This is a genomic window from uncultured Rikenella sp. (genome assembly GCF_948810725.1).
Lineage (GTDB): Bacteria > Bacteroidota > Bacteroidia > Bacteroidales > Rikenellaceae > Rikenella.
Map to the genome: position 1 here is coordinate 1 of NZ_CAQIVA010000072.1, position 6,098 is coordinate 6,098.

At 62.6% G+C, this 6,098-nt stretch carries 3 protein-coding genes; 1 reads left to right on the forward strand and 2 read right to left on the reverse strand.

Annotation, left to right across the window (positions count from 1 at the left end; genetic code table 11):
- The first annotated feature begins 308 nt into the window (after positions 1-308).
- Entirely contained in the window at positions 309-2,636 is a 2,328-nt protein-coding gene (locus Q9S52_RS10270) for a TonB-dependent receptor (RefSeq protein WP_304709047.1), read from the forward strand.
- Here the strand turns inward: Q9S52_RS10270 and radC are convergent.
- Together radC and trpB are read right to left on the reverse strand one after the other, a co-directional pair.
- Positions 2,633-3,352: a DNA repair protein RadC gene (radC, locus tag Q9S52_RS10275; protein WP_304709048.1), complete on the reverse strand. Its 720-nt coding sequence runs from the start codon at positions 3,350-3,352 to the stop codon at positions 2,633-2,635. The genes Q9S52_RS10270 and radC overlap by 4 nt on opposite strands.
- 5 nt (positions 3,353-3,357) lie before the next feature.
- Positions 3,358-4,536 (reverse strand): tryptophan synthase subunit beta, encoded by a 1,179-nt coding sequence (trpB, locus tag Q9S52_RS10280; protein WP_304709049.1) that lies wholly within the window; start codon positions 4,534-4,536, stop codon positions 3,358-3,360.
- Positions 4,537-6,098 lie beyond the last annotated feature (1,562 nt).

The following is a 6,098-nucleotide window of genomic DNA, read 5'->3' on the forward strand; positions in this document are numbered from 1 at the left end:
TGTCAAAACGCGCCAGCGCATTTTGACGATTTCCCTCCTAAGGCGTGGCGCGCGTTTGCTTTGAAGTAATAAAGGCCGCCCGCCGTGGCGCGAACGCGTCCGCCGGGCGGGCGGTGCCTCCCGGCACTCAGAATGGGCAGCCTCAGCCCCAACAAATCGTGGCAGCCTCTACCCAAATCCCGCAACCCCCTCCAGAATACCCACAACAATCAGCCCCCTTATCACTACATATAGCGATTGCCCGAAACGAATGTAACCCCTTTCTTTGCGCTTTCAACCACCGGTTCCAACCACAGCCTCTATCAAGAATGAGACGCCTATTCCTTTTGTTGCTGAGCTGCACCCTCCCGCTCCTCGCGGACGCTGAAGACCGCGACACCACCCGCACCGTCGAATCCGAAGAGATCGTCGTCCGCTCCTCCGCCAAAGAGACCAACGCCCTTCAGAGCCTTCCCGAAGCCGTTTCCCTCATCACCCCCACCCGGATCAACAACCGCCAGATCGAATCCGTCAAAGACCTCAGCGCCTTCGTTCCCAACCTCTTCATCCCCGACTACGGCTCCCGGATGACCACCCCCGTCTACCTGCGCGGCGTCGGCGCCCGGAGCAGCGGCCAGAGCGTCGGCCTCTACGTCGACAACATCCCCTACATGGACAAATCCACCTTCGACTTCGACTTCCTCGACATCCAGCGCATCGAAGTCCTCCGCGGCCCCCAGGGGACCCTCTACGGTCGGAACGCCATGGGCGGCATCATCAACGTCTACACCCTTTCCCCCCTCGAATACCAGGGCCACCGCCTCTCCATCGGCGGCGGCAGCCACGGCAACTGGCAAGCCCGAATATCGAAACTCGCCCGCTTCGGCCACCGAGCCGGCCTGAGCGTCGGCGCCTACTACGACCGCGACGGCGGCTACTTCACCAACCGATTCACCGGCCGAAAAGCCGACCGCGGCCAATCCGCCGGCGGCCGTTTGAAATTCGAATGGCAAATCACCCCCCGCCTGAAAGCCATGCTCGCCGGCGGGTTCGACTTCACCGACCAGGACGCCTTCGCCTACGGTCTCTACGACAAAGAGAGCGGGAAAATCGCCCCCGTAGACTACAACGACCCCGGCCACTACCGCCGCCGGATGAGCAACAACTCCCTGCGGCTCGAATACCTCACCGACCGCCTCCAGCTCACCTCCAACACCGGCTACCAGTGGCTCGACGACGACATGTCCATGGATCAGGACTTCACCCGCCAGAGCATCTTCACCATCGACCAGCGGCAACGCCAGCACTCCGTCAACCAGGAGCTCGTCCTTCGCTCCGTCCGCGAAGACCGCCGCTACAAATGGTCCGTCGGCCTCTTCGGCTTCTACAACGCCCTGACCACCGACGGCGACGTCGTCTTCAAGGAAGACGGCATCCGCGACATCCTCCAGCCCGTTTTCGACGGCATCCCCATGCCCGTCCAGCTGACCATCCTCGACGACCGCATTCCCAACCCCGGCACCTACCGCACCCCCGCCGGCGGCATCGCCCTCTTCCACCAGTCCACCATCGACGACCTGCTGACCCCCGGCCTCTCGCTGACCCTCGGCCTTCGGCTCGACTACGAACGCCAGACCCTGAAATACAACACCTCCATGTCGCTCGACCTGCGGGCCGAAAACCGGCCCGGCGGCCCCCAGATGCTCCCCCCCGGCGGCATCCCCATGCCCCTCGCCAAGACCCTGACCGGCACCGACCATCAGGACTTCTGGCAATGCCTGCCCAAAATATCCCTCAAATACGAATGCACCCCCGACATCATGACCTACGCCACCGTGGCGAAAGGCTACAAAGCCGGCGGGTACAACATCCAGATGTTTTCGGAAGTGATGCAAGACAGCCTGCGCTCCGCCCGCCCCGCCATGAGCGGCGGCAGCGGTCGTCCCGGCGCATCGACCGGTACGAAAGCCGACGGCGCGGCCGGAGGAGAGCTCCGGAACGCCCTGGCCTACAAGCCCGAAGAGACCTGGAACTACGAACTCGGCACCCGAGCCCGCCTCCTCGGCGGCCTGCTGGAGACCGAAATCGCCCTCTTCTGGATGGACATCCGCGACGTGCAACTGACCCAATTCGTAAACGGCGGCAGCGGCCGCATCCTGACCAACGCCGGCCGCGGCCGGAGCTACGGCGTGGAACTCTCCGCCTGCGTGCGCCCCGTACAAGGGCTGAGCTTCGACCTGAACTACGGCTACACCCACGCCACCTTCCGCGACTACGACGGCGGGATCGACTCCGACGGCCAACAGATCGACTACCGCGGGAAACGCATCCCCTACGTACCCCAGCACACCTTTTCGCTCGGCGGCGCCTACTCCCTCAACCTGCCCGACCGGTGGGTGAACCAGCTGACCTTCGCCGCCCAATACACCGGCGCCGGCCCCATCTATTGGAACGAAGCGAACGACGTCCGGCAAGACTTTTACGGCCTTCTGAACGCCAAAGTCACCCTCCGCCACGACTTCGTGCGGCTGGAACTCTGGGGCCGCAACCTGCTGAACACCGACTACGGCGCCTTCTATTTCGAATCCTTCGGCCGGTCGTTCGTCCAGCGCGGCAAACCGCTGACCTACGGCGCCAACCTCGTCTTCGCCTTTTAGAGCAGCCCCCTCTCCGCGAAGCTGAAGGACTCGCGATCCGAGACAATCACATGATCCAGCAGCCGGATATCGAAATATCCCGCCGCCCGCTGCAACTTCCGCGTCTGCTCCGCATCCTCCCCGCTCGGCGAAGCATTTCCCGACGGATGGTTGTGCACCAGCACGATTCCCGACGCATTCCGATCCAACGCCCGGCGGATCACCACCCTCGGGTCGATCACCGACCCCTCGATTCCGCCCTGACTCACCCGGAACCGTTCGATGATCCGCTTCGACCTCGAGAGCAGCATCGCCCACACCTCCTCGTGCGGCAGATCCGCCAGCAGCGGCTGGAAAATCGCGACGATATCGCGACTCCCCGCAATATAGTCCTGCACCGGCCTTTCCGCCGCCCCTCGCCTGCGTCCCAGCTCCAACGCCGCCGCGATGCTCACCCCCCTCGCCAGCCCGATCCCGTTGAACCGCTGCAACTCCGCGAGACTCTTTCGCCCCAGTTCCACCAAATCTCCCCCCACCGCATCCAGCAGCCTGCGTCCGATCTCCACCGCCGAGCACTCCACCGTACCCGACCCGATCAGCACCCCCAGCAACTCCGCATCCGTCAGCGCCGACGCCCCGCGACTCATCAGCTTTTCGCGCGGCCGATCCTGTTCGTTCCACTCCCTGATCGGCCGTCGCGCCTTATTGGGCCACTCTTCCATAAGCCGTAACGACAAAAAGTTTACAAATCCAGCTCCCGCACATACGTCGGCATATCCTTATCCCCCCGTCCCGAGACATTCACCACCACCACCTCCTCCGGTCGGAAACTGAGCTGCGGCAACGCCGCCAGCGCATGCGCCGACTCGATCGCCGGAATGATCCCCTCGAGCTGTGCCAGCTCCAGCGCCGCCTCCAGCGCCTGCCTGTCCGTCGCCGTGAGCACCGTCGAACGTCCCGTCTGCGCCAGATAGGCGTGCAGCGGCCCGATCCCCGGATAGTCCAGCCCCGCCGAGATCGAATACGGTTCCCTCACCTCCCCGTTCTCATCGAAAAGAATCATCGACCGACTCCCGTGCAGCACCCCCAGCGTGCCGCACGTGAGCGACGCCGCATGCTCCGTCCCCTCGGTTCCGCGTCCCGCCGCCTCGACCTGCACCAGCCGCACCGCCTCGTCCTCCAGAAAATGGTAGAACGCCCCCACCGCATTACTCCCCCCGCCGATGCAGGCGATCACATAGTCCGGCGTCTCGCGCCCCTCCAATTCCGCCAGCTGCTGCCGGATTTCGGCACTGATCACCGCCTGCAACCGCGCCACGATATCCGGGAACGGGTGCGGCCCGACCGCCGACCCCAACAGGTAGTAGGCCTCGGGATGCGACACCCAGTACGCCAGCGCCTCATCCACCGCATCCTTGAGCGTCGCCCCACCGCTGGTGACCGCTTCGACCGTCGCCCCGAGCATCTTCATCCGCGCGACGTTCAGCGCCTGCCGTTCGACGTCCACCGCCCCCATATACACCGTACACCGCAGCCCGAGCATCGCACAGACCGTCGCCGTGGCCACCCCGTGCTGTCCGGCCCCCGTTTCGGCGATGATGTGGGTGCACCCCATCTCCTTCGCGAGCAGAATCTGCCCGATGGCGTTATTGATCTTGTGCGATCCGGTGTGGTTGAGCTCCTCGCGTTTGAGGTAGATCCTCGCGCCGTACCGGGTGCTGAGCCTCGGCGCGAAATAGAGGGGCGACGGCCGCCCGGCATAGAATTTCAGCAGGTCTGCGAACTCTTTTTGGAACTTGGGGCTTTCGAGAATCCCGACATACCGTTCGGTGAGCTGGTCGATATTCTCGCGGAGTTCATCGGGCACAAAAGCGCCGCCGAATTCGCCGTAGTAACCGTTTTCGTCTACGTGGTAGTTCATGGTATTTGTGATTTTTAGTGTTTTTATTCGGTATGGTGTCGCGAAAAAGAGAAAGGCCGCCGGTGAGTCCGACAGCCTTTTCTGAGTGTTTTTTGCAACTTGGAACAAAGGTGTAAAGCGGTGCCTCACGCGAATCGATTACGAGTCGTGCGCCACCACCATGCTTGTGCCAAAGTCGTTGTTTTCATTTTTCCGATTGTCGTCCGGATGTGCTCCGGACATCACAAATGTACATAAAAAATCGAATTTCCAAACGATTTTCGAACACATTCGATTTTTCTTGCGTCTCCACGATACGCCACCGTCCGCCGAACAGAAAAACGGATTCCCGATCTCTGCCCGACAGCTGTCGCCCCGCCCCGGGCAACCTCAGCAGCCATACGAGTTCCCAGGGCGGCGTCGGCTTCAGCGGATACAGCTGGTCTACTCTGGCGACCGGCACTTATAGTGTGGGATTGCATTTCGACGTAACGTGGCTTGCTCCGGGCTACATGAACAATCGTGCTATCGGTTTTCAGTTGCGTTGCCTCTCGGAATAAACAGAGGGAGACGTATCTACGGGGGCAATTTAGGGTAGAGGCGGCCAGCTTTCGAGTGCCGATTCGAGTGCCGAGCGGCATCCCCGGGCTACCGCGGCTATGACAAGGGAACTTTGGTAAGCATCGGAAATGACGGATGTTGTTGGTCCTCCACAAGCAGTAGCACGAACATATATTCTTGTACTTTAGCGTGACAGGACTCAATCCCAGCAGTGCGCACAGCCGCGCTTTCGGTCTTCCGTTGCGTTGCCTTTCAGAATAAACGCGCCCACAGGGCGTTTTGCTGGCAGCCTCTACCCTACTTTTGAATTGAATCCTGCGGTTCGAAGAACCGCCCGGGCCGGAGCCACCCCACGCGTAGGCCTGCAACTTCGCAAAGCTCGTTTCCGGCCACGCTGGCTCCGACCCGAATCACAAAAGCACACCCCAGTAAGCAGAAGCGCGCAGTAAGCAGGCCGGACGCCCGGGAGATGCTGTTGTGGGGTAGAGGCGGCCAGCAAAAGACGCTGTGCGTCCCTCCCGTGGGGAGGCGTCCGGCCCGGCGACCCTACGGATCGCAAGAACAACAACCTATTCACCGCCTCAGGCTGCCGGGTTCGTCCTCGGCGCGCCCCCCACGCGCCGCTAATGCGTCGCTCTCGCCGAGGCCGGCGACCTAAAGGTCGCAATAGTTCCGCCGTCAGCACCGCCCCAACTCTTCGGGTTCGGGCCGCGCGCTCCGGGGGTGGGCCGAAGGCCCAGCGCGCAGGCCCGGCGATTCTACGAATCGCGCTACTCGCTCTCAGTTCAAGCGGGTCGAAGCCTGCGGGGCCTAAAACGAGCTTGGCGAGTTGCGGGCCTCCGCGGGCGGAGGCTTCGGCCCGCGCGGCTCTACGAGCCGCAAAAGCTCGGCCCAAAGCACTGCCTCGTGTCCGCCTCACTGCGGCTCCGCTTTCGCTCCGCCGCTGCCGCTCGGCACTCATATAAAAATGGGCGTATCTACTCCTAAACGTCGCCCGCGGCAATTCTTGCCGGATTGGCTCT

Bases quoted from the DNA above. Each gene is read 5' to 3' on its own strand.
- trpB (WP_304709049.1), bottom strand. From the start codon at position 4,536: ATGAACTACCACGTAGACGAAAACGGTTACTACGGCGAATTCGGCGGC.
- Q9S52_RS10270 (WP_304709047.1), top strand. From the start codon at position 309: ATGAGACGCCTATTCCTTTTGTTGCTGAGCTGCACCCTCCCGCTCCTC.